The organism is Paraburkholderia oxyphila NBRC 105797, assembly GCF_000685075.1.
GTDB classification, from domain to species: Bacteria; Pseudomonadota; Gammaproteobacteria; order Burkholderiales; family Burkholderiaceae; genus Paraburkholderia; species Paraburkholderia oxyphila.
Map to the genome: position 1 here is coordinate 17,006 of NZ_BAYD01000006.1, position 23,843 is coordinate 40,848.

Genomic DNA, 23,843 nt, shown 5'->3' on the forward strand with positions numbered 1-23,843 from the left:
AAATGGCACAGACTGGCATTGAGGCTACCTACATGCGCGGTGGCACGAGTAAGGGCGTGTTCTTCCGGGCGGACAGCCTGCCTTCCGACACCCGCTCGCGCGACGCAATTCTACTGCGCGTCATTGGCAGCCCGGACCCGTATGAGAAGCAGATTGATGGGATGGGTGGCGCGACATCCAGCACGAGCAAGGTGGTCGTCATAGGTCCTTCGTCGCGTACGGACTGCGACGTCGACTATCTCTTCGGCGCAGTATCGGTCAGGGAGCCGGTCATCGACTGGTCGGGCAACTGCGGGAATCTGACATCGGCGGTGGGACCCTATGCCATCGCACAGGGCCTTGTCGACGCGCCGGAGAACGGCATTGCCACCGTTCGAATCTGGCAGGCCAACATCAACGCGAAAATCATTGCTCATGTCCCGATGAAGGACGGTCAGGTCATGGAGGAAGGAGATTTCGAGCTGGACGGCGTGACATTCCCCGCGGCAGAAATCAGGATTGAATTTCTCGACCCCGGCGGCGCCGAGGATGCAGAAGAGGGTGGTGGTGCGATGTTTCCGACTGGGAAACCCATCGATGAACTCGACGTGCCTGGCTACGGCACATTCCGGGCGACGCTCATCAATGCGGGCAACCCGGCTATCTTCGTCGATGCCGAAGCGCTTGGCCTCAGGGGAAACGAGATGCAGGCCGACGTGAACGGCGACGCGGCACTCCTGGCGAAGTGCGAAGCGATTCGTGCGCATGCTGCTGTTCGTATGGGTCTCGGTGCAACTTCAGAAGAGGTCACCGTGCAACGTCCTCATACGCCGAAACTTGCATTCGTATCGCTGCCCGAAGCGTACGTCGCTTCGAGTGGCAAGCAGGTTAGGCCAGAAAGCGTTGACATCAACGCTCGCATCCTGTCGATGGGCAAGCTCCATCACGCGATGACCGGAACGGGCGCCGTCGCGCTGGCAGTGGCTGCCGCCATTCCGGATACGGTGGTCAACCGGCTGGTCGCCGGTAAGGCTTCCGGCCAACTGCGCTTTGGTCACCCCTCCGGAACGATGGCCGTTGGAGCTGAGGCGGTGCAGCGCGATGGCGAATGGACTGTGACGAAAGCAATCATGAGTCGTAGTGCCCGTCGGCTGATGGAGGGCGTGGTTTACGTGCCTTCGGACGCGACCGTCGCTCTCTCCTGACCTCCCTTGGTCAGCGCAATCTCGCTGACCGACCAACCGCTTTCAGACGCCAAGAACGCTGGCCGTAGAGCCGGCGCGGGCCTCGTTCATGCTGGAGACAAATGAATGGAACACGCAAGCGAAGTCTCTCCGACCGCCGAAAGCTCAGAACGCTTCCCTTTCTGGCCATATGGCTGGTGGGCCATCGTCGAGTTGCGAATTGGCATCATCCCTTTACCGGTATATGTGCTGCTTGTCGGGCTCGTTGCTGCGTTCGTCGTGACGGGCAAAGTTCCTGGCGAGATTTCGATGGCCATCGCAGTGCTGGTTCTGTGCGGCTTCACCTGCGCAGAACTGGGCAAGCGCCTTCCTGTGCTCAGGAAGATAGGCGCTGCTGCGATAGTGGCGACGTTTCTGCCGTCCTTTCTGGCGTTCTACCATCTGCTGCCTCGCAAGCTGCTCGATATGGTGACCACGTTCACCAACGTCAGCAACTTCATGTACCTGTTCATCGCCTCAATCATCGTTGGCAGTATCTTCAGCATGGACCGGCAGGTCCTGATACGGGGCTTCGCGAAGATATTCCTGCCACTCGCTGCAGGTTCAATAGTTGCCGCAATCGTCGGTACCACAGTTGGCGCGCTGCTCGGTCTCGGCACCCGCCATACGCTCCTCTATATTGTCATCCCTATCATGGCGGGAGGCGTGGGTGAGGGAGCGATTCCGCTGTCGGTCGGCTACGGCGAAATCATGAATATTCCGCAGGGTCCCATCTTCGCGCAGGTGTTGCCTGCAGTGATGATTGGCAGCCTGTGTGCAATCCTCTTCTCAGGCGTTCTCAGCTGGCTGGGGGAGAAGCGTCCTCATCTAACGGGCAACGGCATGCTGCAACCGGCTGTGCCCGAGCAACCTGGTCGCATGCACGATGACGAGATTCCGGCGGCACCAGACGTCAACACGGTCGCTGCTGCAGCCATCACCGCCATCTCGCTCTACCTTGTGGGTCTGCTTTGTCATCGGCTGATGGGCCTGCCGGCGCCGGTCGCAATGCTCTTCGTCGCGGTCTTTATCAAGGTGGGACGCTTTGTGTCGCCGAACCTTCAGGGAGGCGCACGAATCGTCTACCAGTTCTTTTCCACCGCGGTAACGTACCCATTGCTGTTTGCAATCGGGACGGCCATGACTCCGTGGGACCAGCTCATCGCAGCCATCAATCTGGCAAACGTAGCCACTATTGCCAGTACCGTCGCAGCGCTCATGGCGACGGGTTTTGTGGTGGGAAGGTGGCTGAAGATGTATCCAATCGACACTGCAATCGTGAATGCCTGTCACAGCGGGCAAGGGGGTACGGGTGACGTTGCCATTCTCACCGCATGCAACCGGATGAGCCTCATGCCCTTTGCACAGATTGCGACGCGCATCGGTGGCGCACTGACCGTGACCGGTACGCTACTCGTTGTCGCACACATCCACTGAGTTTTCGAGGAACGTCTATGTCGACGCTTGAAATATCTACTGATGCTCGCGAACAGCTTGCACCCAATGGAGTGCTACGAGCCGCCATCAATTTCGGCAATCCCATACTGGCGCATCGCCATTCGTCGAGCGGCGCGCCGACCGGCGTGTCGGTCGACCTTGCAACACAGCTCGCGGGCTTGCTCGACGTGCAGGTACAGTTCGTTCTATACGATGCAGCTGGAGAAGTTGTTTCAGGATGCGAGCGTGACGAGTGGGACGTGGCGTTTGTCGCCCGCGACCCGGTGCGCGGCAAAGGCATCGAGCAGACACGCCCGTACATACTAATCGAGGGCGCCTATCTGGTCCCGCAGCATTCGCTCATCCAGTCGAACGACGACATTGATGTGGCCGGCACAAGAATCATAGTCGGCAAAGGTAGCGCATACGACCTGTTCTTGAACCGTACTATTCAGCACGCGACTATTCTGCGCGCTCCGACTTCGCCTGAAGTAGTTGACACGATGTTGAAGGAGCAATGCGAGGCTGCGGCAGGTGTGCGACAGCAACTTGAGGCCGATGCGAAACGGCTGGGCGGCCTACGCATGTTGCCGGGGCGCTTCATGGTGATAGAGCAGGCCATGGGCAGTCCCAAAGGACGAACCGCTGGCGCGCAGTTCCTCCAAAAGTTCGTGTCCTATGCCCTGAAAAATGGGATCGTTGACGCCGCGGTAGCGACACACCACATCACAGGCGTGACGGTTGCAACACTTGAGACGCGCGGAAACGAATGCTCCGAGCGTTAAGACGTCTGTGTTAGGGTAACCGCTATCGCGGGACGGCGACAGGCGGGTTATTTATGTGCGCGACGTTCACGCGGAGGCCTTTCGGGCCGCGGATTTGTAACGCCATAAGATTGGGCACTGCGTGACTTTCTGGCCTCCCACATGAAGCTCGACCCGGTGTCCCAGAACCTGTTCCTTGCCGTGATCGAGGAAGGTAGCATTGCAGCCGCAGCTGCCTCGCTGACAATGATGCAGGCGTGCAATTACGCCGTCGGGCTTGCGGTCGTCAACCGACACATCGCGGCTGCGGCGCCGTTCACGATGGGCGCGCGCTCCATGGATCGGCCGGCAAACTCCGCGTGCGCAATGCCTTGCCGGACGCCGCTACAAACGCTCCCAGATGCCTCATTGATGCAGAATCGGCGCAATGGCCACAACGACACGACCTGAATACGATGGACGACCCAGAATCGCTTTCCCTGGCACTGCCCGACGGCACTAAGGTCTCTGCGCTCCTCCGAGTGCCGGAGGACGCGCGAGCCCTGTATGTCTTCGCGCACGGCGCCGGGGCGGGCATGCAGCATGCCGGCATGTCGTCATTGGCCGACGCGCTCGCGGCGGCCAATGTCGCCACATTACGCTACCAGTTTCCGTACATGGAACGGGGCTCCAAGAGGGTGGACTCGCCGGCCGTGGCACATGCTGCCGTGCAGGCGGCCGTCGCAGAGGCCCGCCGGCGGCTGCCAGCCCTGCCACTCTTCGCGGGCGGCAGGTCGTTCGGCGGTCGCATGACCTCCCAGGCTCAAGCCATCTCCCCGCTCGACGGCGTGCGTGGCCTCGCTTTCGTCGCGTTCCCGCTGCACCCGGCGGGCGCGCCTGGCGTGGAGCGGGCACGGCACCTGGCGGACGTCACGGTGCCGATTCTCTTCCTGCAGGGCACGCGCGACAAGCTGGCCGAGCTTCCCCTGCTGAGGTCGGTCGTCGAGACGCTGGGGCCACGCGCCACGCTGCATGTGGTGGACGACGCAGATCATTCGTTCCACGTGCGCGCGTCCTCCGGCCGGACCGACGCGGAGGTCGTGCTCGAACTGGCACGGACGATGTCGGCGTGGTTCTTCGCCGAAGGAGAGTTCGTGCCCGTTACCTGAGCAAGCGCAGGAATGCTTGTAGCAGAGTCGGGACGGCGAGCAGGCGAACTCGCCGTGCTGCACTCGCCCGCTCAATCCCTTCGCTATCCGCAGATGGTCGGTCGCATAGCCACGATAAGCGACGCCTGTCGCGTCAGCGACGTTTTCCCGGTGCCGAGTGAGTGAATTTGTCAGATCCGCTCGCGGTGATCCGCCGCGGAAATCGCGGAGGGCATCTGCTTTGATTTGGCCGACACACCTCCGATGTCGGCGCCGATCCGTGAGTGACCGCTCAGGGATGCTGGCGGAACCAGACTGGCAGAGCGTCGAACGACGCGCATTGGCCGGTCACTGCCCGACGCGGTCGCCCGAAACCGACCCACTGCGGCCTGTCGCACTATCCGCGGTTCAAGGGCGGGTCCTGTGGCGTGGTCCGGTCATCCGAATCGCCTTCTCGGGAACGACAGTTCGGCCTTGGCAGACGCGCTCAAGTTACACTACTATCGATAGTGGTAAACACTTGCACTGGTATGCACTTTTGGCTACACTGAAATCTCGCAAGTAGGAGACCAGCCAAATGCCCAAGTTCGAAGTTGATGAGGACGTAGCACGCCTTGTAGAGAGGCTCGCCAATCCGAAGCCGTTTGAGAATTTGTCGTTTAACAATGCACTGCGACGCGTATTGACCGGGCTCATGTCCGGAGAACTAAAACCGCAGGTCGATCTGAACGAGTTGCTTGCCGAGTCAATGGAAATAGTGGCTGAGAGTCAGCCAAAGAAAGCCGCGTCACCAAGCGCTCTCGATTGGGTTGCGTCCGTACCAGAACTGAAAACTAAGCGCGGCCTGACCAATTGGAAGGCAATATGCGATCACTTGCATATCCAAACAGGCGGCGATTCGGCACGCAGAAGACTGCAAACGTGGGTAAAGGCGAATAAGCCAGCATGGCCACCTGTGCCGGAAACCGGAGCCAACCAACCGTGACTACTCTGACTGACTACATCAGCATAGGCACTGGCATCATCGGCATGGTGACCGACTGCCTTGGTTACTTGAAAAGCGCACGCGTTCGGAAGGTTGCACAATCCACATGCGTGGATTCGCCGATACCACGACTTTGAATACACCCGATGAGCACGATGACGATGAGCGATTCCGTGAGCATCACGATGCGCACGTACCTGTCGATGACCTACCTGACCAGCGCTGCGTTGCTAGCCAAGAAAGCGCATGACATCGAGAGCGGCAGTGACTGGCTGACGGTCGAGCGCGCCCGCATTCCCGAGCATCTGGCGTACTCAACCGGGGCGATCATGCTGAGCGCAGCCGCCGTTGAGGCTTTCGTGAACGAACTGTTCGCGGAGTGTCGTGACGCCGGTGCACAGAATCATCTGCGTATTCCTCCGGAAAAGGCTGCGTTGATTGCCCGTGTCTGGAACGATGTGCCCAAGGTCGAGCGTGAATCGGTGCTGGAAAAGTACGACCTGGCGCTGCGCCTGCTCGACCTGTCTGCTCTGGATCGCAAGTCGGACACCTACAAGGCGGTCGACTCACTGTTTGCGCTGCGGAACATGTTGATGCACTACAAGCTGGTCAGCCGGGAGGCAGGCAAGCCACTCGCGGAACAGAAGCTGGGCGATTTTGAGAAGAAGCTGAGGAATTTCTTTCCTGATAGCCGCCTGGCGGGGCCGGGTGCTCCGTATTTCCCGCAACATGTGATCGGGCACGGTGCGGCGGAGTGGAGCGTGCGGACTGCCGTGGCTTTCCTGGATGATTTCTGCGGCTTGTTGTCGGCTCCTCCGCCGTACGAGAACATCCGGCCGACTTTTGTAACCCGGTAATCCGCACCGAGCCAGGCAGCATGACGGCCGCTGCCTAGTTGCGGTCGTTGCGGGGGCGTTTTCGCATGCGAAAAATGGCAAGGCAGTTCGGACGGTTCAATCTGACTGTACCGGTCGGCCTGCCATCGACAGATACCACAGTTGAACACGGGGACCATCATCCATGGACATCACGCTGATCGGCTATCACGCACCGCCTTCTGACGCGCTCCGTGAACATGCGCGCGCGCTCTATGAGCGGCGCCATGAAGCGGTCCCGGTGCCGCGCAGGGATGTTGGCGATGAGACCTGGCAGCCAGGGGTCAAACGCTGCCATGAAAATGTCGATGAATGGTGCGGCCTGCACCCAGACCATGAGATCGTCCGTGGCTGGCTGTATTTCGCTCTGCCGGGCCTAGCTTACTGCCGTTTCGTGTCGCATTCGGTGGTGCGCCGGCCAGACGGGACACTGATCGACATCACCCCGACCGGACCGCTTGCGCAGGCAGATCCCTACCCGTTCGTACCGGCCGGCGTCAGCGAAGACGAATATGCCGACCTCGCGGCCGAATTGTACGGGATCACCGGTGGCGGGGACCTTTACTGGCAACATGCTGCTGCCTGAACACGGCGGCCTGTCCTCACGCTGCTGACGGAGAAACGCAATGCTGGAGTTTGATGGTGCGCTGCGCTGGGCGTCACCCGGTGGGTTGACTGCCGATCTGGTGGATGACGTATTCTCGGAGATCGTGATGCGGATCGCGGGTCAGGCTGATCCCCAGACCTTGCTGGAAATCTTTAAGCGGCGCTTCGCGCAGGCCTCGGGTCGCACGGCGTCCCGCAGCTCAAGTGCGAGCTGGGCAGAGAGCGATCTACGCGACTACATGAGGCACGCGGCCGCCAATGCCGCGCTCTTTGTTGAAGCCCTGCATGACGGCATGTCGGATATCCAGCGCCTGCACCCGAGCGTGGGGTTGCCGCCCTGGCACTACGTGAACCGCGTACTCGCGCCCAGCGGATACGTGATCGCCCCACCAAACCTGATCATCGGGGCTATGGGCTCAGCTGTCGCAGTGCCCGAAAACGTGCCGTCCCTCGATGAGCAGGCTAACGAGTTGATCCAGCGATCGCTCGCGCAGTCGGAAGATCTGCTGAACAGCGGCCGTTACCGGCAGGCCGTTCAGGAGATCCTGTGGCTGCTGGAAACGATCTCAACGGCCTTCGAAGGTTCGAAGCATGGTGACAATACCGTGCAGGGCAAATACTTCAACCACATCATCGGCGAACTGATGAAGTTCAACACGGGACGCATGCTTGCCCAGGCGTTGAAGTGGATGCAGAACCTGCATGGCTACCTCTCGTCGCCCAGCGGTGGCGGCGTGCGGCACGGCACGGTCCTGAATGATGCTTACGATCTGAGCGAAGGAGAAGCACGACTCGTGTGCGACCTCACGCGCAGCTACATTGCCTACCTTCTGGGCGAGCACCAACGCCTCGGTCTGCAGTGAGCACGAATGTGCAGGCAGCGCGTTGAACGCTATCACCTGTGGGACATTGTTCAAGGAGACCTTCCATCGTGAACATCAAGCAACACGGACTGGACACTGCGGTGACTGCTGGCTTGGGCCGGCAGCTTCGCGAGCGGCATGGCGACCTCTTCCATGTGGGCGACCGCTGCGCACAGCTCTCGTGACGGTCCTCTGGCTAGTGCAGAGCAGCCCCTCGAATGACTGAGCGACGACGAGGGCGAACGGCAACTAGTGGCCCGGCGATCGCCCGACGACCGACCGCGACGATCTAGTTGCGCGGGCGTACGATACAAATGGCATAACCCGACCCTTCTCGGACGCTCTGTCCAGCGCGTTCCGGCGGCCACTTCCGAAAGCACAGCGGTCATTCACTGTCCCTCTTGCTGAGGCTACATCCTCCGGAATGTGCCGTTGCGTTCCAGGTTTATTTTCACTTGAAATAGCTGTGCACGACTTCGATCAACTGCTCGGTTCCGCTTTCATGCTTGCCGCCTGGTTCAGCATCGACCAAATGCGTGCGGATGTGATCTTCCAGCACGACGGCGAGTAACCCGTTCATCGCGCCACGGCAACTAGTGACCTGTTGCAGGACTTCCATGCAGCCGCGCTCGTCCTCAAGCGCACGCTCGATCGCTTCAACCTGCCCCTTTATTCGACGGATACGGTTCAGCAGTTTCTGCTTCTCGCGAATCGTGTGGCCCATTCCTGTATTCCCGTTTTCAATTGATACCGTGGGGGACCATCCTAATCTCATTGCGTGCCCGCGTCATCGCCGCCGCCGTATCGACCGTCCACGCTCAACGTCGCAGGCGCGGTGCCTGCCAGTTGGATTCCCGCGCGGAAGTGACAAAGGAACTCAGATAATCGATTGCTCCATCGGCTTCGCGCGTACCGAGAAAAATCTGCTTGGCGATGCCTTCCTTGCCGAGCTTCACACTGACGAGCGGCATGCGGTCGGCGTACTCTTCGGCCAGCCACTTCGGCAGCGCGGCCACACCGCGGTTGCTGGCGACCATCTGCATCATGATGTCGGTGGTTTCGATCGTCTTGTGCCGACGCGGCACCACGTCTGCCGGGCGCAGAAAATAGTTGTAGATGTCGAGCCGGTCGGTGTCCACTGGATACGTAATGAGCGTCTCATCGATCAGCTGTTCCGGCTTTACGTAACGCACTTTGGCAAGCCGGTGCTCTTCGGCGACCACCAGCACCTGCTCATAGTCGAACACCGGCTCGAAGCGCAGGCCCGGACGGTTGAGTGGATCAGGCGTGACCAGCACGTCAATATCGTAGCCAATCAGTGCGCCAATACCGCCGAACTGGAAGCGCTGCTTCACGTCGACATCGACGTCCGGCCAGCGCGTGAGATACGGCGACACGACCTTGAGCAGCCATTGATAGCAGGGCGCACACTCCATGCCGATGCGCAGCGTGCCGCGCTCGCCCGCCGCATATTGCTTCATGCGCTCTTCAGCCAGTTCGAACTGGGGCAAAAGGCGCTCTGCGAGGGAGAGGAGATACTGGCCCGCTTGGGTGAGTCGCAGACTGCGGCCCTCGCGATCCCAGATCGGCGTGCCGAGTTGCTGCTCGATCTTTTTGACCGTGTGGCTCAGCGCCGACTGCGTCAGAAAGAGCGACGCCGCGGCAGCGGTAAGCGAGCCCTGGCGGGCGACTTCGCGCACGATGACTAGATGAACGCGTTCGAGCATGACGCTGGGCTCCCCGAAAATCGATGAAAAAATATAATGAACAGATGAAATAATGCCATTTTTCCTCATCGAAGAATAGCTCTATGATCGCTTCCACTCTGGATGGATTTCATCAATTCTCATAGGGATGGCAGCGGATATGGTCACCACGCACAACCTCGGCTTTCCGCGCATTGGCGCCAAACGCGAACTGAAGTTCGGTCTTGAGCGCTACTGGAAGGGTGAGTCGTCGCGCGCCGAACTCAAGGCGCTGGGCGCCGAACTGCGCGCGCGCCACTGGGCGAACCAGCGGGATCTGGATCTGGCGCCCGTGGGCGACTTCGCGTTCTATGACCAGATGCTCGACATGAGCTTCACGCTCGGCAACCTGCCGGCTCGCGTGCAGGGCTTCCATGGCGATGCGCTCGACAACTACTTCCGCATGGCGCGTGGCCGCTCGGCAGCGGGTGCCGACGATCACGCAGCCTGCTGCGGCGGCGTGGCAGCCGGCGAGATGACCAAGTGGTTCGATACGAACTATCACTACATCGTCCCCGAATTCACGGCCGATACGCAGTTCAACCTCGACTTCTCGCGTCTCTCGGAGCAACTGAAGGAAGCGCAGGCACAGGGCGTCAGGGCCAAGCCGGTGATCGTCGGCCCGCTGACCTATCTGTGGCTCGGCAAGGCCAAGGACGACTCCGACAAGCTCGCGCTGCTGCCGCGCCTGATGGCGGTCTATCGCGCGCTGCTGAGCCATTTCAACGCGCTGGGCGTGGAGTGGGTGCAGATCGACGAGCCGATCCTCGTGATGGAACTGGACCAGGTCTGGCGCGACGCGTTCAGGAGCGCCTACGAAGGCTTCGAGCAGCGCAGCGTCAAGCTGCTGCTGGCCACGTACTTCGGCCAGCTCAAGGACAATCTGGATCTCGCCTGCGGCCTGCCGGTGGACGGCCTGCATATCGATGCGATCAATGCCCGCGAAGAAGTGGCGCAGGCCGCGCAGAAGCTGCCCGCATCGAGCGTGCTGTCGGTGGGCGCGATTAACGGTCGCAACATCTGGAAGACGGACCTGAACGCTGTGCTCGACTGGCTCACACCGCTCGCGCAGCAACTGGGCGAGCGTCTGTGGATTGCGCCGTCGTGCTCGCTGCTGCACGTGCCGGTTGATCTAGCGAGCGAAGAAAAGCTCGGCGCCGAAATCCGCTCGTGGCTCGCTTTCGCGCTGCAGAAGCTGGACGAAGTGAAGGTGCTGGCGACCGCGCTCAACGAAGGCCGCGCCGCCGTCGCCGCCGAACTGGACGCCAACGCGGCTGCAATCGCCGCGCGCCGCAGTTCGCCGCGCGTCAACAACCCGGCGGTCAAGGCTGCTATCGCGCGCATCGACGCGAACTTGGGCAACCGTCAGCATGCCTACGCCGAACGTGCCGCGAAGCAGGCCGCGCTGCTGAAGCTTCCCGCGTTCCCGACCACGACAATCGGCTCGTTCCCGCAAACGGCGGAAATCCGCCACGCCCGCAGCCAGTTCAAGGCCGGTGCGCTGGACGATGCCGGTTACCAGGTGGCGATGCGCGCCGAAATCGAGCGCAGCGTGCGCGAACAGGAAAAGCTGGGTCTGGACGTGCTGGTGCACGGCGAAGCCGAGCGCAACGACATGGTCGAATATTTCGGCGAGCAGCTCGACGGTTACGCGTTCAGCCAGTTCGGCTGGGTGCAGTCGTATGGTTCGCGCTGCGTGAAGCCGCCTATCCTGTTCGGTGACATCAGCCGCCCGAAGGCAATGACGGTCGAGTGGATCACCTACGCGCAATCGCTCACGGACAAGCCGATGAAGGGCATGCTCACGGGCCCCGTGACGATCCTGAACTGGTCGTTCGTGCGTGATGATCAACCGCGTTCGGTGTCCTGCTACCAGCTGGCGCTGGCGATCCGCGAAGAAGTGCTCGACCTCGAAAAGGCCGGCGTGCGCGTGATCCAGATCGACGAAGCCGCGCTACGCGAAGGTCTGCCGCTGCGCCGCGCTCAGTGGGGCGAATACCTGCGCTGGGCCGTCGAATCGTTCCGTATCACGGCCAATGGCGTGCAGGATGAAACGCAGATCCACACGCATATGTGCTATTCGGAGTTCAACGACATCATCGCGTCGATCGCGGATATGGACGCGGACGTCATTACGATCGAGACTTCGCGCTCGGATATGGAGCTGCTCGACGCGTTCGACCACTTCAGATATCCGAACGAGATCGGCCCGGGCGTGTACGACATCCACTCGCCGAACATCCCGACGCAGGATCACATCGTCCAGCTGATGCGGAAGGCCGCCGAGCGCATTCCGGCACAACGTCTGTGGGTCAACCCGGACTGCGGTCTGAAAACGCGTCAGTGGGCCGAAGTGATTCCGGCGCTGACCAACATGGTCGCGGCAGCGAAGGCGCTGCGCAGCCAGGCGCAATAAGCGCGTAGCGCAAGCCGCATTCTGTGTCCCGGTCCGGTCCCGGGACGCTTCAGTTAGCCCGCACCGCAATGCAGGCCATCCTTGAACGAATCGTGCGTGTTCAGGTAAGCGCAATGACGCGCCACATGCCGGTGCATGGCTGACCATCGTCGACATCGGGGGCCTGCTTTCCTGCGTATATGCTCGTGGAGACAGAGCACGTCCCCCAACGGTATATTTGCAATGGATTTTCCTAAGACCAGTGGAATGACGACAGGCGACAGGGATGAACTCAACCGGCTCATGAGTGTGCTTGAGGCGGACGGGGAAGAATGCTGGCCGCTTTACGAAGAGGTCGGGCGCATCGTCGTCTCACATCTCATCGCGCGTGACCGGAAGACGATGTCTGGCATCGTCGATGCGTGGGCCGCCAGTTTACGGACACAAGGCGAGCTCGCGGATACATGGCCCGATTCACCGCAATACGGTCAGGTCCAGTCTGCGGCGGCAGATGTGGACGCAGCGCTCTTCTCGCTTATCCGCAAAGCGGTGCTTCCACGGGCGCAGTAACGAATGAAGCATTGCGCTGGTGTAGTGTACTGGTAGATGGATGAATATCTCGACCGACACCGGACCGTCGTCGCACGATGTTGCGCAAGAGGTGCTGGCCGCGCTTCGATCGAGCGCGGGCGCTACCAGCCTTGATGCCCTTTTTCTTCGCCTGTTCCGTGAGTCGCCTGCTTCGGAAATGGAGCTGTTACTGGTCATCGCGCGGACATGCCTGGAGTCGGGGTACAAGGTTGCGGCGCGCAACTGGTTGCGCCAGATAGAAGCCGGGGCAGTGAAAGGCTCCGTCGACAATCTGTTATCCGGCATCGAACTCGCCGCGCAGGCGAGGCAGGCACCTTGCGTCCTGTTTTTATGCAGTGAACTCTCCAGTCGCCACGTTTCTGTTGTCTATGACGGTGTGCGGGCAGCATACGCGATCGTTGAACTCGCCTTAATCATGCGTATCCCAAGAGCCCGAAACGGTGCATGGGCCACGCATGTACATCTCCTCTACGCCGCCCGCTCGTTACTCGAACACATGCTGACGTTCCCGGCTTCGAACGAACAGACGGAGGAATGTCTCGCGCTCCTGGGAAGTGTGCATCGACTGCTGGCTGGCGCTCAATCTTCACGCGGATTTCGGCGCCAGTTCTGAGGCAACGCCCTCTCCCAGCCGGAAAAGCAGGCGGCGCGGTTAGCGGCTCCATCGCTGCCCGGCGATTCTGTGGGCCGGATTTGGGTAACTGCCCGCAAAGTAACTGTCGCGCCGCAGATAGTCGAGCAGATCGGCGTCGATACAACCCGACACGATGTCCTTCGCCCATTGCGGTGCGGATTCGGTCGACGACAGCCCCAGCAGGTGCCCGACGATCTCGCGCAAGCCAAGGCGTTCAAGCGCGTGGCCCAGTTCGCGTGAAAACAGCTGCGCGAGCCGCGAACCCTCGTCATGGCGATCGAAGAGCCGGCGTTCGTCTTCGAGCGTATGCCCGAACGGCACGTGCGTCACATCATGCAGCAGGGCAGCGATGGCAATCGCCGTCTCAAGATCCTCAGTGACATGCAGTCCGGAATGACGCAGCGCCGTCACGATCTCGTGGGCGACGGCGCAGACGCCCACCGAGTGATCGAATCGCGTATGCAGGGCACCCGGATAAACCAGGTGCGCGGTGCCGAGCTGTTTGATACCCCGCAGCCGCTGCACGATTGCGAGATCGGCTATCTGGACTTCCGCCGGGTTGAGTTCGATATCGCCGTGAACAGGGTCGCGTAGCAGCATTTCCAGAGAGGCATCAAGCCTTGAAGAGCCAAACCTTCTCCATGCTACCCCAGCAGGATGCGCGGCCCATGGTTGGAGTTTCACATGAACAAAATTAATGGATTCATGAAGATTAATCGATGGTCGTGCATCGGGCGGTCGCGCATAATTCGCGGTTACCCGAGCAATCCGGCCGTTCTTCGCTGCAAGTTATGGCTCGCTCCCTGATTTTTTGCGTTCCGCGTCGGCAGCCTCGGTGCTCGATACCGCACCTGAGATCCGGGGCGACGCCTGAGCGGCGATACGCTTTGCTTTCGCGCACCGGCGCTGTGTCAGCCGGCGCGCAGTTTCATCGAAGGAGGTGCCATGACAACAACCAATGACCGCAAGCCTCTTCCCTTGCCTGGCGGACATAACAAGGTGCTGCTGCACTCGTGCTGTGCGCCTTGCTCGGGCGAAGTGATGGAAGCCATGCAGGCATCCGGTATCGACTTCACGATCTTCTTCTACAACCCGAATATCCATCCGCTGAAGGAATACGAACTTCGCAAGCAGGAAAACATCCGGTTTGCCGAGCAATTCGGCATTCCGTTTGTCGATGCCGACTACGATCGCGACAACTGGTTCGAACGTGCCAAGGGCATGGAAAACGAACCGGAGCGCGGCATCCGTTGCACCATGTGCTTCGATATGCGTTTTGAGCGCACGGCGCTGTATGCCCATGAACACGGCTTTCCTGTCATCACCAGTTCGTTGGGCATCTCGCGGTGGAAGAACATGCAGCAAATCAACGATTGCGGCGTGCGCGCGGCTTCGCACTATCCCGGCATGCTGTATTGGGAATACAACTGGCGCAAAGGCGGCGGCTCGGCGCGCATGATCGAAATCAGCAAGCGGGAAAACTTCTACCAGCAGGAATATTGCGGTTGCGTCTATTCGCTGCGTGATACCAATCGGCATCGCGTGGAAAGCGGCCGGGAACGCATTCAGCTGGGCGTGAAGTTCTACGGCGACGAAGACACCGCGAACGAATCCTGAACTCGCCATCAGCCTGATTGCTCGGCTGAGTGCTGAGTGGGGCAAGTCCCCGAAGCAGGGAAGATCCTTGCGACAGATGCCCCATAACCATGACGTTTTCTAATGGTTTCATGAAATGAATTCACTTTTTTTCATCAGTGGCGCAGCATACAATTCATTTCAAATATCAGGCACTTAGGCTGGCGAGTAGCAACCCGGAAAAGTTGTGAAAACAGGCAATAGATGCAGATTCATCTCGGAAATTAGGGCGTCAGATCAAAATGAGTAAAGACTTCACATTTGCGATCAAAAGCATTTGTTTCGATGAAGACTATCACCCTGCGGATAACACGCGCATAACCACCAATTTCGCTAACCTGGCGAGAGGCACGAGTCGTCAGGAGAATTTGCGCAACACCTTCAGGATGATCGACAATCGTTTCAATGCTCTGGCGCATTGGGATAACCCTAAAGGCGATCGTTATACCGTCAAGCACGAGATCATTTCCGTCGAGATGAATGTTGATGGTGGAAGCAGCACGCATACGCTGCCTTTGATTGAGATACTGAAGACGAATATTGTCGATCAGAAAACCGGCGAGCGCATCGAGGGCATTGTTGGCAATAATTTCTCCTCGTACGTGCGAGACTATGACTTCAGCGTTCTGCTGCTGGAGCATAACAAGCACCAGTCTGAATTCAGCACGCCCGATGATTTCGGGTCGCTGCATGGCAAGCTCTTCAAGAGTTTCGTGAATTCCAGCGCTTACCGTGCCAACTTCAAAAAGCAGCCGGTGATCTGCCTGAGCGTTTCGAGCAGCAAGACCTACCAACGCACGGCGAATCAGCATCCTGTGTTGGGTGTTGAATACCTGCAGGACGAGTATTCGCTCACCGACGAATACTTCAAGAAAATGGGTCTGAAGGTTCGCTACTTCATGCCGCCGAATAGCGTCGCGCCTCTGGCGTTCTATTTTGCTGGCGACCTGATTGCGGATTACAGCAACCTCGAGCTTATCGGCACGATCAGCACGATGGATACCTTCCAGAAGATCTATCGCCCGGAAATTTACAATGCGAATTCTGCGGCAGGGGAATCCTATCAGCCCAGCTTGAAGCATCAGGATTTTTCGTTAACCCGGATTGTTTACGATCGCGAAGAGCGTAGCCGTCTGGCTATCGAGCAGGGCAAGTTTGCTGAAGAGCACTTCATCAAACCCTACCAGGCTGTTCTTCAGCAGTGGTCCGCCAACTACGCTCTCTGATCCATCAAAAACGCAAGGTCATATACTGTGAAAAAATTGTTGCCCACTTCGACTGCTGGTAGCCTGCCGAAACCCTCCTGGCTTGCAGAGCCCGAAAAGCTTTGGTCCCCGTGGAAGTTGCAGGATGAGGAACTGGTCGAGGGCAAACAGGATGCTTTGCTCTTGTCGCTGCAAGAACAGCAACACGCAGGTATCGACATCGTTAGCGATGGCGAACAGACGCGCCAGCACTTTGTTACCACGTTTATCGAGCATCTGGACGGTGTCGATTTCGAAAACCGCAAGACCGTCCGGATTCGCGATCGCTATGATGCAAGCGTACCGACGGTAGTGGGTGCCGTTGCTCGCAAAAAGCCGGTCTTTGTCGAAGACGCCAAATTCCTACGTCAGCAAACGAATCAACCCATCAAGTGGGCGCTGCCTGGCCCCATGACGATGATCGATACGCTCTATGACGATCACTACAAAAGCCGCGAAAAGCTGGCCTGGGAATTCGCCAAAATCCTGAATCAGGAAGCGCGGGAGCTGGAAGCGGCCGGGGTCGATATCATCCAGTTTGACGAACCCGCATTCAATGTGTTCTTCGATGAGGTGAATGAGTGGGGCGTTGCCACGCTGGAGCGCGCCATCGAAGGGCTTAAGTGCGAAACGGCTGTCCACATCTGCTATGGCTACGGCATCAAGGCCAATACGGACTGGAAGAAGACGCTGGGCTCGGAGTGGCGCCAGTATGAAGAGGCTTTCCCCAAGCTGCAAAAGTCCAATATCGGCATGGTCTCGCTGGAATGCCATAACTCTCACGTCCCGATGGAGCTCATCGAGCTGATTCGCGGCAAGAAAGTGATGGTGGGGGCCATTGATGTGGCTAGCGAAACCGTTGAAACGCCCGAGGAAGTCGCCGCTACCTTGCGAAAAGCGCTCCAGTTTGTCGATGCCGACAAGCTCTATCCATGCACCAACTGCGGCATGGCGCCCTTGTCTCGCGCAATCGCGAAGGGCAAGCTGGAAGCCTTGAGCGCAGGCGCGGAAATCGTTCGCAAGGAACTCTCGAACTCACTCTGAGCCAGAGTCGGAAGTGGTGCCCGGGCGGCTTGAAGGCGGCATAGATTTAAGGGAATTGCCTGGACGCGTACGCCGCCAGGTTGCCCGAGCATCCGGATGAAGCCATGAGTTTTTTCGACTCTGATTGAGCCGGCAAGTGTTAGCAGGCCGGCGTAAAGCAGCCAGCATTGTCGGCCTGGTTCAGGCCTTCCCTGACACATTCGAGCTGCGCACAGTAGCCAGTACCTACCATGTCACTTTCCAGTAATGCTATCGAGCCATTGAGCTTTCGTGAAGCGCTCGGGCACTACGCATCCGGTATTACGGTGATTACATCACACGTTGATAGCGAACCGGTTGGCTTCACTTGCCAGTCGTTTTATAGCGTGTCGATGAGCCCGCCGCTGGTGTCATTCAGCGTCATGTCCAGTTCGGGCAGTTACCCCAAGATTCGCAGGGCAGGTCGTTTCGCAGTCAATATCCTGTCAGACGAGCAAGTCCGGATTTCCAACCAGTTCGCTCGGCGAGGCACGGACAAGTGGCACGGAGTCGAATGGCAGGAATCGCCGCTGGGTAATCCGGTCATTGCAGGCAGCCTTCACTGGCTTGATTGCGAAATTTACGCCGAACACGCCGCAGGCGATCACCTGATCGTCATTGGCGAAGTGAAAGCGTTAAACCTGCAAGAAGCTGCCGCTACGCAGCCATTGCTGTATTTCAAAGGGCACTATCGCAACATCGGCGCGCATAGCGCAGTTTGAGCGTTTACCAGACCGCCTGGCAAACGGGGTGTTGTGCCGGCGACAGATTGGACCCAGTCGGGTCAGGCGGGTCTCACGAACGTTCGCATCCGCTTTCGGCACTTTCCGCAGACTGACTGATCGGTATCACCGTGCGTTCGCCGCAACTACGCAGCAGATCGCGTAGTTCGTTGATGACCGGAAACACTTCGTGGTTCCAGTCGGCGCCCTGGCTGTCATGCGCGGCCTGTTCCAGTTCGACGATCGCGCGATCTTCCTTGAAGATGCGCTCCGTGAACCAGACCAGTAGCGGCCAGGCGGCATCGAGCAGGAGCGGCACGCCGGGTTTGCGCACCGAAAGCAGCCCGAACGTGCGGTTCGTGCGCTGCTGCGCATCGAGCGGCACATATACGATCCAGAGGTCCATCACGAGGGCGTCGTCGCTCGAACGGATCTGCAGCGTTTGATACGGATATTGCGTGCGGATGGTCATCACGCTGCGGCCGCCCTGGTCCGTGCCCCGCTTGCTCGCGCCGAACACGAGCGCCTCGCCCGCAGGCTGTTTGCCGGCCATGCGCACGAACGTGTAATCGACTTCGATCCAGTTCTCACCGCGCCGCCGCCCGAGCGAGCGCGCCCGCATCTGACCCATTTGCCGCCGGTGCAGGAACTGGTGGTTCATGTCCATCAGGTTTTCGTGCATGAACGAGTAGTGGCACTTCACTTCGCGGCCGAAGCGGCGCGTCTTGTAGTTCTTGTTCACGACAGAGTCCAGCACGGGCAGAGGCTGCTCGTCGGCGAGCGTGGCGTTGCCGGGAAAGACGAAGATCATGCCGTGCGCCTCGCGGCACGGATACGAGCGCACTCCGTTGGGCAAGCGCTCCCTGCCCAGGTAGGGCACATCCACGCATTGGCCGGAGCAGTCGTAGGTCCAGCCGTGGTAGCCGCAGCGGATCGTCTCGCCATCCACCACGCCCGCATGCAACGGGACCTGACGGTGCGCGCAGCGGTCTTCGAGTGCGAACGCCCTGCCCGACGCGGTGCGCGCCAGCACGACCGGTTTGCCGGCGAAATGCGTGCCCAGCGTCTTGCCGGACTTGAGTTCGCGCGACCAGGCGAGCGGGTACCAATGGTCGGGGTGGATGGGCACACGACGCAGGTCGCGTACACACGTTTCAATCGTACAGCCGTCACGGAAGGGCGTTGCGCGCATGCGTCACGTCTCCTTGTAAATCGGCGAACTGACTGGCGCCGGCGTCATGGAAACCAGATTCGTGCGTAATACGATCGCCGGCAGTGTGTGGCGTGATCTGCGAGAGCCGGATGACTCAGGGACAGATTCATCTGGTGAATAGACCATGAAGACCGGCTCTATCTGGCGACCCCGCAATTATCGCTAGAGGACACCTTGCCGACTATTGAATAGCCTTCATGTGTCCATTAGATGTGCTCATGAGGAGGCCCCCCAGAAACCGGCTCCTGGACATTTTTTCACGTCTCGCGCTTCGGTCTTAACCTCGCCCACAGCTAGACGGGCGCGTAAGCGCCCTGATCCATGCTCACGGCTCCGAAGCCTGGCCGATTTCCACCTCGTCCAGCTTCTTTACGCGGTAGACGATGAAGGACACGATCCAGGCCGCCGCGAAAATCCCGATGATGCCGTAGCCCAGCAGGCCGAAATTGTTGTTCAGATCGTTCATGCGATCCCAGAACCAGCCTTGCAGGTTCAGTTCTCCAGCGATCAAGCCTAGCGTCTCAATCCCGCCGATCAGAATCGCCACGGCGGCGGAGACGATGGTGATGGTGAGGTTGTAATAGAGTTTGCGAATCGGTTTCACGAAGGCCCATCCATAGGCGCCGAGCATGAGGATACCGTCGGTCGTATCGACCAGCGACATGCCGGCCGAGAACAGTGCCGGAAACGCGAGGATCGACCAGATCGGCAATCCCTGGCTGGCCTGCGTCGCCGCAACGGTGAGCAGGCTGACTTCGGTCACCGTGTCGAACCCGAGTCCGAACAGAAACCCCACGGGCAGCATCATCCAGCTCTGATTGACGAGGCGGAACAACGGTCTCAGCATGCGGGCGATGAAGCCCCGGTTGTTGAGCAGAATGTTGAGGCTGTCATCGTCGTAGTCACCGCCCCGACGCACATGGCGGTAGGTTTTATACACATCCCGCGCGACCACGAGGTTCAGGATCGCCATCACCAGCAGGAAGCTGCCCGACACGAGCGTGCCGACAATGCCCGCGATATTGTTGAACGAGTCGAAGCCGCTCTGGAGACTCATCACCGTGACGGCGATGACGACTGTTCCGATGAGGAGTACCAGGGAGTGACCGATGGAGAAGAAGAAACCAACAGCGACAGGGTGCTTCTTCTCCTGCATCAGCTTGCGCGTGACATTGTCGATCGCGGCGATATGGTCCGCATCTACTGCGTGCCGCAGGCCGAAGCCGTAGGCCAGCAGTGCGGTCCCGAGCAGCACCGGGCGATTATGAAACGCGATGAGCGCCCAGGCCCAGGCACCAAGATTGGCGGCGATGAGAAAGACGTAAATGCCGATGACCTTGCCTTTGACATCGGAGGAACCGTCGTTGAAAACGTGTTTTAAAGCTCTGAGCATGAATCTTGCCTCCAGTGGCGTTCGTCTCAGCAGACCGGCTCAGGGAGCAGAACCTGAACCTTCATCTGGACACCCCGCCCGATGCGAATGCGTTGACGCCGTTTGATGGCAGGTCTCCTGGCTCGCGGGTCGACGTCCATTGCCAGCCTTCCCGGTTTCCCAGTGGCACTTCAGGCATGAACTCGCCGTTCACAGTTGCGGGGGCAGCCGCAGACTCAAGGCGCTATCGCCTCTTACTGCGTTCCCTTTTGATCCCGTCGCCGGGAACCATCAGCGCGAGAGGGTAATAGCCGCATACCCGGCGCGTCAATCGACGCTCGAAAAAACAGGTCAATTAGCCTCTGATCCATTCAATTCACTTGCTTGCGCATGTGAATTGAAAGTGCGAGGAAATTACTGTGAAAGCGCGCGTGAAACTGACGAGGTGGTTTCTGGACTATCGGTCGCATGGGGGCCAGAGGTTGCAAGCGCGTTGCGCGGAGCATTTGGCGCAACGCGATTGAGTCGCCGATTCAACGTACGCCTAAGTGGGGATGGTATTACTAGCCAGCGCGGCGTCCGCTTCGCAAACCTGCACACGATGCCGGCACTCGTTGAGCGGTCACGCCATCATCATGGCGATGCCGCTGAACATCACGACCATCTGCACGTGTGAATTCGGCACCGAATTCGAGCCGCGCGATGTCCGTAGTTGTTCAAGCTCCGGATCCAGCCCGATCTCCGTCATGGTAGATGTTCAGCTGTTCGATGAAACCGTGCGAACGTCATCTTTATGACGGGCCCTTGCCTGACTCAGACGACGCAACTACTCCCTACGTCGGCGTCGTCGTCTTCGCCGCCTTGCCTTGCGTCCTGACCGTAGCTGAATACGTCGATCTCACCGTGTACGCCCGGATTGAGATACTGATATCGACTCGTCAAATTCGTGTCTTGCTGGGTGTTGTATTGATCTGCGCCAGTGTGAAGCGCTGCTCCTGCCTATTTAAATCACCGCAGCTGATTGACTGCTTCGTCCGCCGAAATGCGGCGCATCTAGGCGATACGTGAGTGACGGCTGTTTGAGCGTAAGCGACGCTCGAACGTCTGCATGGGCGCGTGGGCGTATGACTGCAGATGGCCGACTACTGCCTCATGCGCTTTGCATGGATCGCAGCGTGCCTCGTAGCGAGCGGCTGAGTGCGACCCACATCAGCCCTTCGACTCGCCCCGAGCTCTACGGCAACTTCCAAAGAAGAACAGCCATTCGAGCAGGCGTGTCGGCCGCTACACTACGCGGCTTTCGAGCCAATTATCCTCTCGCCGTCCAGTCTTAGAATCAATCGTACGGGCTCAACCTGCTGGCGAAAGAACCCGATCGCGGCGTCGAGTTCGCGCTCTACGTCTTCCCGGGTGAGCTTTAGCCGATCAATGAGGTTCTGGTTCAGTGCCAGAAGTTCCAGCTTGCGCTGTGAAATCGTTGAATTCGTGTTTGTTACCGCAGACAATGCTTGTGCCCTCTGCCGCATAAGTTTGGTCGCTCTCGCGATAAGCGGGCCATCCTCTCGTAGGTCGTGCAACGATCGTCGGATATTGTCGAGCCGCGTAGTTTTGAGGCTTTCGCTCAGGCCCAGAGTCACGGCGAGTTGCAAAACCGCGGCGCGCGCGCGAATGCAGAAGTGCATCTCCGCGCAAAGCCTTTCGAGACGCGCGTGAAGTCCTTTGAGTGCGGTGTGTATGCCGCCGGTCCCGAAGGTGTCGGGATCACTGATTCCTGCGATCTCCTCAATTGCCTTGCCAATGTCTGTTTGCAGGTGACCTTGATCGCGCAAAAGCGCGACTTCGTTCATTTCGAGAACCATTGACAACCCTTCCGGAGCCTCGCCTGCCATCACCGAGGGAGCTACCTGTTCGAGATATGCGACAATTCCGGATACCTCCGCGAATCTGCCGTTTTGCTGGAAATCCTCGATGGACTTGACGGTCGTTTTCAGTTCATTGAGCTCGCGCTTGATGTCAGCGAGATGCTTTTGTCCAAGCGCGACAGAAGCGACCTGCAAGAGGGCGCCAGCGTTAACGATATTGGACAGTGACGAAGGATCGAGAAGGGTACCGTGACTCGGCTTGCCATCGATCATCGTGATCAAACGATAGCCCTCTTTGCCCTTTGCCGTCAGCAGAGGCCCGTTGATGACCACTTCCATGTAGGTATTCGACGCGACGTTCTGAGCCGCGGCTAGGCTTGGTACCGCCTGGAACAGCGGGCTAAGTCTACTGATACCCGCGTCGCTGCTCTCACGCGGCCAGTCTTCAATGCCGGGATCGGATATGCGCGTCAGCGAAACCAGGGAGTCCGCGCCCGTCTCGCTGACGGTCAATGTGGCGGAGCGCGTCACAGACCGCGGGACAGCCGGAGCGTTTTCGAACACGGCGGTGGAGTTTGACGCTATCGACTCCAGGACTTGGCGACGCACGTACGCAATATGCAGCACGCAGGGCGCCGTAACGCGGTACGCGGGATCGGCAAGCGAAAGTGTTGTGAGTGCGGGTACTCCCGGAAGCCCGAATATCGCAAGCGGTCCTTTGGCTGCGTTGCCCTTGACCACGTTCGAAAATTTCGTCGCTTCGGATAGCACCTTGGCCCGTGCCCGTTCCGCTGCGGCATCGCGCTCGGAATGGGGGAGTGTTGTCCACTCAACGTCCAGATACAGGTTCAGCAACGCCGATTCGCCCTTGACAATATCGCTTTCGTCAAAGGGAACACCAAATCTTTTGCAGACGTCACCGACGATCTCCCTGTAGTCAGGACCGCCCCCCCGCACCGTATTGGCCATCGTATTGCCGCCAAACCTTCGGATCTCGTCACCAATTGCCCGGTAGTACCGGGACGGTTGTGAGGGGGATTTCTTGTACTCGTCGTCTGATTCGATTGAGCTGCTAACACGGTCTTTGATTAGGGAGAGGAGCGGCTTTAGGTCATGGTCGGTACAAACCGACAGTAGTGCGTAAAGGTCGCCCTTTCGAATATCTCCGATCATTGAATATTTGATCGTGCGCGTGGTCTTCGCGGTCATAGTGTTCCGTGTTGTCACATATTTTGGGAAGTGTCCTGCAGAGTATCTATAGTTTGGTCTGCGAGTATTGTTGTCAACGCTTTGTTTGGTGAAGGATGACCGTTATTGAATGTGATGGCGCCGCGCCAATGTCACGCCAAGCGCCGAGACGAACGACGCGTCATGGCCGACCTCTGCCTCATCGGGGCCATGCTTAGGCTGCGCCCGCCGGAACCGGAGGGCCGCGCCACGCGACCCATTGCCGCCGTTCGACCCGAGGTAGCTCCACAATCGGCGTTCGAGCTTCAACCGCCATGCGCA

General features: G+C 59.2%; 23 protein-coding genes, 1 pseudogene and 1 riboswitch. Of the genes and pseudogenes, 16 read left to right on the forward strand and 8 right to left on the reverse strand.

Going from position 1 to position 23,843, the window contains the following annotated elements:
* The first annotated feature begins 2 nt into the window (after nt 1-2).
* The 9 genes from prpF (at nt 3) to BO1_RS05100 (ending at nt 7,859) form a co-directional block, all read left to right on the forward strand.
* Nucleotides 3-1,184: a 2-methylaconitate cis-trans isomerase PrpF gene (prpF, locus tag BO1_RS05065; RefSeq protein WP_028216629.1), complete on the forward strand. Its 1,182-nt coding sequence runs from the start codon at nt 3-5 to the stop codon at nt 1,182-1,184.
* A 105-nt stretch (nt 1,185-1,289) separates the two neighbouring features.
* Nucleotides 1,290-2,639, forward strand: a complete 1,350-nt coding sequence (locus BO1_RS05070) for a 2-hydroxycarboxylate transporter family protein (protein WP_028216630.1) — start codon at nt 1,290-1,292, stop codon at nt 2,637-2,639.
* Nucleotides 2,640-2,656: 17 nt separating this feature from the next.
* Nucleotides 2,657-3,424 (forward strand): ABC transporter substrate-binding protein, encoded by a 768-nt coding sequence (locus BO1_RS05075; protein ID WP_043283849.1) that lies wholly within the window; start codon nt 2,657-2,659, stop codon nt 3,422-3,424.
* A 141-nt stretch (nt 3,425-3,565) separates the two neighbouring features.
* Nucleotides 3,566-3,853 carry a hypothetical protein gene (locus BO1_RS05080; protein ID WP_028216632.1) on the forward strand — a complete coding sequence of 96 codons (288 nt, stop codon included), beginning with the start codon at nt 3,566-3,568 and terminating at the stop codon, nt 3,851-3,853.
* 5 nt (nt 3,854-3,858) lie between these two features.
* Complete coding sequence (locus BO1_RS05085; RefSeq protein ID WP_028216633.1) at nt 3,859-4,551, forward strand: alpha/beta hydrolase family protein; 693 nt, start codon at nt 3,859-3,861, stop codon at nt 4,549-4,551.
* A gap of 556 nt (nt 4,552-5,107) precedes the next feature.
* Nucleotides 5,108-5,515, forward strand: a complete 408-nt coding sequence (locus tag BO1_RS58830) for a hypothetical protein (protein WP_156992136.1) — start codon at nt 5,108-5,110, stop codon at nt 5,513-5,515.
* A gap of 146 nt (nt 5,516-5,661) precedes the next feature.
* Nucleotides 5,662-6,372, forward strand: coding sequence for a hypothetical protein (locus tag BO1_RS05090; RefSeq protein ID WP_028216634.1), 711 nt, complete (start codon nt 5,662-5,664; stop codon nt 6,370-6,372).
* 163 nt (nt 6,373-6,535) lie between these two features.
* Entirely contained in the window at nt 6,536-6,976 is a 441-nt protein-coding gene (locus BO1_RS05095; protein ID WP_028216635.1) for a hypothetical protein, read from the forward strand.
* Between the two features lie 40 nt (nt 6,977-7,016).
* Nucleotides 7,017-7,859 (forward strand): hypothetical protein, encoded by an 843-nt coding sequence (locus tag BO1_RS05100; RefSeq protein ID WP_028216636.1) that lies wholly within the window; start codon nt 7,017-7,019, stop codon nt 7,857-7,859.
* Nucleotides 7,860-8,310: 451 nt separating this feature from the next.
* Here BO1_RS05100 and BO1_RS57105 read toward each other — a convergent pair whose 3' ends face one another.
* Nucleotides 8,311-8,583 carry a metal/formaldehyde-sensitive transcriptional repressor gene (locus BO1_RS57105; RefSeq protein ID WP_084687771.1) on the reverse strand — a complete coding sequence of 91 codons (273 nt, stop codon included), beginning with the start codon at nt 8,581-8,583 and terminating at the stop codon, nt 8,311-8,313.
* Between the two features lie 94 nt (nt 8,584-8,677).
* Nucleotides 8,678-9,586 (reverse strand): LysR family transcriptional regulator, encoded by a 909-nt coding sequence (locus BO1_RS05120; protein ID WP_028216637.1) that lies wholly within the window; start codon nt 9,584-9,586, stop codon nt 8,678-8,680.
* A gap of 139 nt (nt 9,587-9,725) precedes the next feature.
* Between BO1_RS05120 and metE the strand changes: the two genes are divergently transcribed.
* The 3 genes from metE to BO1_RS05140 all read left to right on the forward strand — a co-directional run bounded on the left by metE (nt 9,726) and on the right by BO1_RS05140 (nt 13,203).
* On the forward strand, nt 9,726-12,020 hold the full coding sequence (gene metE, locus BO1_RS05125) for a 5-methyltetrahydropteroyltriglutamate--homocysteine S-methyltransferase (protein ID WP_028216638.1): 2,295 nt from the start codon (nt 9,726-9,728) through the stop codon (nt 12,018-12,020).
* Nucleotides 12,021-12,242: 222 nt separating this feature from the next.
* On the forward strand, nt 12,243-12,569 hold the full coding sequence (locus tag BO1_RS05135) for a hypothetical protein (RefSeq protein ID WP_028216639.1): 327 nt from the start codon (nt 12,243-12,245) through the stop codon (nt 12,567-12,569).
* 40 nt (nt 12,570-12,609) lie between these two features.
* Entirely contained in the window at nt 12,610-13,203 is a 594-nt protein-coding gene (locus BO1_RS05140; protein ID WP_028216640.1) for a hypothetical protein, read from the forward strand.
* 39 nt (nt 13,204-13,242) lie between these two features.
* Here BO1_RS05140 and BO1_RS49740 read toward each other — a convergent pair whose 3' ends face one another.
* Nucleotides 13,243-13,824: an HD domain-containing protein gene (locus tag BO1_RS49740; RefSeq protein WP_052409360.1), complete on the reverse strand. Its 582-nt coding sequence runs from the start codon at nt 13,822-13,824 to the stop codon at nt 13,243-13,245.
* Between the two features lie 345 nt (nt 13,825-14,169).
* Here BO1_RS49740 and BO1_RS05150 point away from each other — a divergent pair, with 345 nt between their 5' ends.
* The 4 genes from BO1_RS05150 (at nt 14,170) to BO1_RS05165 (ending at nt 17,887) form a co-directional block, all read left to right on the forward strand.
* Nucleotides 14,170-14,841 carry an epoxyqueuosine reductase QueH gene (locus BO1_RS05150; protein WP_028216641.1) on the forward strand — a complete coding sequence of 224 codons (672 nt, stop codon included), beginning with the start codon at nt 14,170-14,172 and terminating at the stop codon, nt 14,839-14,841.
* Between the two features lie 260 nt (nt 14,842-15,101).
* Nucleotides 15,102-16,085, forward strand: a complete 984-nt coding sequence (locus BO1_RS05155; protein ID WP_028216642.1) for a DUF1852 domain-containing protein — start codon at nt 15,102-15,104, stop codon at nt 16,083-16,085.
* Nucleotides 16,086-16,112: 27 nt separating this feature from the next.
* On the forward strand, nt 16,113-17,147 hold the full coding sequence (locus BO1_RS05160) for a methionine synthase (RefSeq protein ID WP_028216643.1): 1,035 nt from the start codon (nt 16,113-16,115) through the stop codon (nt 17,145-17,147).
* Nucleotides 17,148-17,377: 230 nt separating this feature from the next.
* Entirely contained in the window at nt 17,378-17,887 is a 510-nt protein-coding gene (locus BO1_RS05165) for a flavin reductase family protein (RefSeq protein ID WP_028216644.1), read from the forward strand.
* 73 nt (nt 17,888-17,960) lie between these two features.
* On the opposite strand, the gene BO1_RS05170 is transcribed toward BO1_RS05165, so the two are convergent.
* From BO1_RS05170 to BO1_RS56200, 5 genes and pseudogenes are all read right to left on the reverse strand, one after another.
* On the reverse strand, nt 17,961-19,079 hold the full coding sequence (locus BO1_RS05170; protein ID WP_028216645.1) for an aromatic ring-hydroxylating oxygenase subunit alpha: 1,119 nt from the start codon (nt 19,077-19,079) through the stop codon (nt 17,961-17,963).
* A gap of 346 nt (nt 19,080-19,425) precedes the next feature.
* A complete protein-coding gene (locus BO1_RS05175; protein ID WP_028216646.1) occupies nt 19,426-20,493 on the reverse strand; it encodes a HoxN/HupN/NixA family nickel/cobalt transporter in 1,068 nt (355 codons plus the stop codon).
* 90 nt (nt 20,494-20,583) lie between these two features.
* A riboswitch (cobalamin riboswitch) is annotated at nt 20,584-20,780 on the reverse strand.
* 314 nt (nt 20,781-21,094) lie between these two features.
* On the reverse strand, nt 21,095-21,220 hold the full coding sequence (locus tag BO1_RS61735) for a hypothetical protein (protein ID WP_281179150.1): 126 nt from the start codon (nt 21,218-21,220) through the stop codon (nt 21,095-21,097).
* A 65-nt stretch (nt 21,221-21,285) separates the two neighbouring features.
* A pseudogene (locus tag BO1_RS57115) lies at nt 21,286-21,402 on the reverse strand (type II secretion system protein GspG); the annotation flags it as partial.
* A 359-nt stretch (nt 21,403-21,761) separates the two neighbouring features.
* The gene (locus tag BO1_RS56200; protein WP_028216647.1) at nt 21,762-23,543 is read right to left on the reverse strand and encodes a hypothetical protein; all 1,782 of its coding nucleotides are present in this window, start codon (nt 23,541-23,543) and stop codon (nt 21,762-21,764) included.
* Nucleotides 23,544-23,843 lie beyond the last annotated feature (300 nt).

Excerpts from the sequence above, each read along its gene's own strand:
- prpF (WP_028216629.1), top strand. The coding sequence starts at position 3 with ATGGCACAGACTGGCATTGAGGCTACCTACATGCGCGGTGGCACGAGT.
- BO1_RS05070 (WP_028216630.1), top strand. The coding sequence starts at position 1,290 with ATGGAACACGCAAGCGAAGTCTCTCCGACCGCCGAAAGCTCAGAACGC.
- BO1_RS05075 (WP_043283849.1), top strand. The coding sequence starts at position 2,657 with ATGTCGACGCTTGAAATATCTACTGATGCTCGCGAACAGCTTGCACCC.
- BO1_RS05080 (WP_028216632.1), top strand. The coding sequence starts at position 3,566 with ATGAAGCTCGACCCGGTGTCCCAGAACCTGTTCCTTGCCGTGATCGAG.
- BO1_RS05085 (WP_028216633.1), top strand. The coding sequence starts at position 3,859 with ATGGACGACCCAGAATCGCTTTCCCTGGCACTGCCCGACGGCACTAAG.
- BO1_RS58830 (WP_156992136.1), top strand. The coding sequence starts at position 5,108 with ATGCCCAAGTTCGAAGTTGATGAGGACGTAGCACGCCTTGTAGAGAGG.
- BO1_RS05090 (WP_028216634.1), top strand. The coding sequence starts at position 5,662 with ATGAGCACGATGACGATGAGCGATTCCGTGAGCATCACGATGCGCACG.
- BO1_RS05095 (WP_028216635.1), top strand. The coding sequence starts at position 6,536 with ATGGACATCACGCTGATCGGCTATCACGCACCGCCTTCTGACGCGCTC.
- BO1_RS05100 (WP_028216636.1), top strand. The coding sequence starts at position 7,017 with ATGCTGGAGTTTGATGGTGCGCTGCGCTGGGCGTCACCCGGTGGGTTG.
- BO1_RS57105 (WP_084687771.1), bottom strand. The coding sequence starts at position 8,583 with ATGGGCCACACGATTCGCGAGAAGCAGAAACTGCTGAACCGTATCCGT.
- BO1_RS05120 (WP_028216637.1), bottom strand. The coding sequence starts at position 9,586 with ATGCTCGAACGCGTTCATCTAGTCATCGTGCGCGAAGTCGCCCGCCAG.
- metE (WP_028216638.1), top strand. The coding sequence starts at position 9,726 with ATGGTCACCACGCACAACCTCGGCTTTCCGCGCATTGGCGCCAAACGC.
- BO1_RS05135 (WP_028216639.1), top strand. The coding sequence starts at position 12,243 with ATGGATTTTCCTAAGACCAGTGGAATGACGACAGGCGACAGGGATGAA.
- BO1_RS05140 (WP_028216640.1), top strand. The coding sequence starts at position 12,610 with ATGAATATCTCGACCGACACCGGACCGTCGTCGCACGATGTTGCGCAA.
- BO1_RS49740 (WP_052409360.1), bottom strand. The coding sequence starts at position 13,824 with ATGCTGCTACGCGACCCTGTTCACGGCGATATCGAACTCAACCCGGCG.
- BO1_RS05150 (WP_028216641.1), top strand. The coding sequence starts at position 14,170 with ATGACAACAACCAATGACCGCAAGCCTCTTCCCTTGCCTGGCGGACAT.
- BO1_RS05155 (WP_028216642.1), top strand. The coding sequence starts at position 15,102 with ATGAGTAAAGACTTCACATTTGCGATCAAAAGCATTTGTTTCGATGAA.
- BO1_RS05165 (WP_028216644.1), top strand. The coding sequence starts at position 17,378 with ATGTCACTTTCCAGTAATGCTATCGAGCCATTGAGCTTTCGTGAAGCG.
- BO1_RS05170 (WP_028216645.1), bottom strand. The coding sequence starts at position 19,079 with ATGCGCGCAACGCCCTTCCGTGACGGCTGTACGATTGAAACGTGTGTA.
- BO1_RS05175 (WP_028216646.1), bottom strand. The coding sequence starts at position 20,493 with ATGCTCAGAGCTTTAAAACACGTTTTCAACGACGGTTCCTCCGATGTC.
- BO1_RS61735 (WP_281179150.1), bottom strand. The coding sequence starts at position 21,220 with ATGACGGAGATCGGGCTGGATCCGGAGCTTGAACAACTACGGACATCG.
- BO1_RS56200 (WP_028216647.1), bottom strand. The coding sequence starts at position 23,543 with ATGACCGCGAAGACCACGCGCACGATCAAATATTCAATGATCGGAGAT.